We start from the raw sequence: 1,809 nt of genomic DNA on the forward strand, positions 1-1,809 counted from the left end.
AAACAATTATCCAAACGGAGAGTTATTTGTTACTAAAATCACAGATGAAGATAAGTGCGTGTCATACGCATTTGTGAACAAATTAGGACAAGTAGTTATGGAAAGGAAGAAAAATGCCGGTGCAAATAGTGACACCTATTATGTCTATGATGATTTTGGAAATCTAAGATATGTTTTACCTCCGGCAGTTTCTGATATCTCTCAAACCACACTATCCAATTTTGCTTATATCTACAAATACGATGAAAGGAATCGTTGTATTGAGAAAAAACTACCGGGCTGTGAGCCTTTCTATTTTATATATGACAAAGCAGACCAATTGATATTTTCTCAAGATGGAAATCAACGCAGCGGAGACCCCAATACCTGGAGTTTTTTTCTATACGATTCGGTAGGAAGACCGATCGTTTCCGGAATCTGTATAAACCCAGATATTGAAGGGTGTAAAAACACTATAGTAAAATGTGAGTTGGGTGAAGCCGATAACTCTTTTGCCGGTTATATACCCAATATAGTTCTACAAAACGTAGCCCTTCTTTCGGTAAATTATTATGATAATTATGACTTTATTTCTTTTCAAACCTCTATCAACCCGGAAAAATTGAATTATATACCATATGCCCAAATTGACCAACCCGGTAATTCAAAAGGATTATTAACCGGAACCAGATTGTATCAGCTTGATAACTCAAAAAAATATACTATTTCTGCTACCTATTATGATCAACATGATAGGATTATTCAAACCCATACATCAAATCGGTTTGGGGGATTTGATGATGAATATATAGAGTATTCCTTTATTAGAAAGCCAATGTGTAAAAAGCTTGTACACTCTTTTGATGGAAAAACAACGCTGGAAGAATTCTTCTCCTATTCTTATGATAAAATGTTGCGATTGGTGGGAGTTGAACATTCTGTAAACGGAGATCTGAAATATTATGAATATAAGTATGATAAAGTTGGTCGATTAATATCAAAAACAATTAGTGAAACACCTGAACAAATTTCTTATAACTATAATGTCCGTGACTGGCTTACGCAGATCGTTGGTACAAAATTCAACCAAACATTAACTTATGAATCATCGGTAAATGGTGTTGTGCCCGATAAAGCACTGTACAACGGAAATATTAGTGCCATGAAGTGGAGGGCCGGTGATGAAACCACCGAGAGGGGATACAGGTTCGCCTATGACGGCTTGAACCGTCTCACTGCCGCCGCCTACGGTGAGGGAGCATCGCTGACAGCCAACCTCGGCCGTTTCAATGAAACGGTCACCGCTTACGACAAGGCGGGCAACATCCTATCCCTCCAGCGACAAGGGAAGCTGGACAGCGGCTACGGAATGATGGACAACCTCGCTTATACCTACACGGGTAACCGGCTCATCAGGGTATCGGACGCGGTCACCACCCCCATTACCTATCCGGGTGCATTTCATTTTGTGGACAGGGCGAACGTGGCCAATGAATATACCTACGATGCCAACGGCAACCTGACGAAAGATTTAAACAAAAACATTGCCTCGATCACGTATAATTCATTAAATTTGCCAAGTGTGGTAGCTTTTGCGGACGGGAATACCGTCAGCTACGGTTATGACGCGGCGGGCAGTAAGCTGAGCGTAGCTTACACGGTTGGCGGCAGCACGGTAAAAACAGAATATGCGGGTAACAAGGTGTACAGGAACGGCACGTTGAGCATGATCCTCACGGAGGAGGGATACATCACCCTCTCGGGCACCACCCCCACGTATCACTACTACCTGAAGGATCATCAGGGCAACAACCGGGTGGTGATCGACCA

Annotated in this window: 1 protein-coding gene; it reads left to right on the top strand. The window is 42.0% G+C overall.

Annotation, left to right across the window (positions count from 1 at the left end):
• Window positions 1–97 precede the first annotated feature (97 nt).
• Window positions 98–1,809: RHS repeat domain-containing protein (locus B3B27_RS02620; protein WP_414703308.1), on the top strand; the 1,712-nt coding region annotated here is incomplete at its 3' end.

This window comes from Proteiniphilum sp. UBA5463, from assembly GCF_002427225.1.
Classification (GTDB): domain Bacteria; phylum Bacteroidota; class Bacteroidia; order Bacteroidales; family Dysgonomonadaceae; genus Proteiniphilum; species Proteiniphilum propionicum.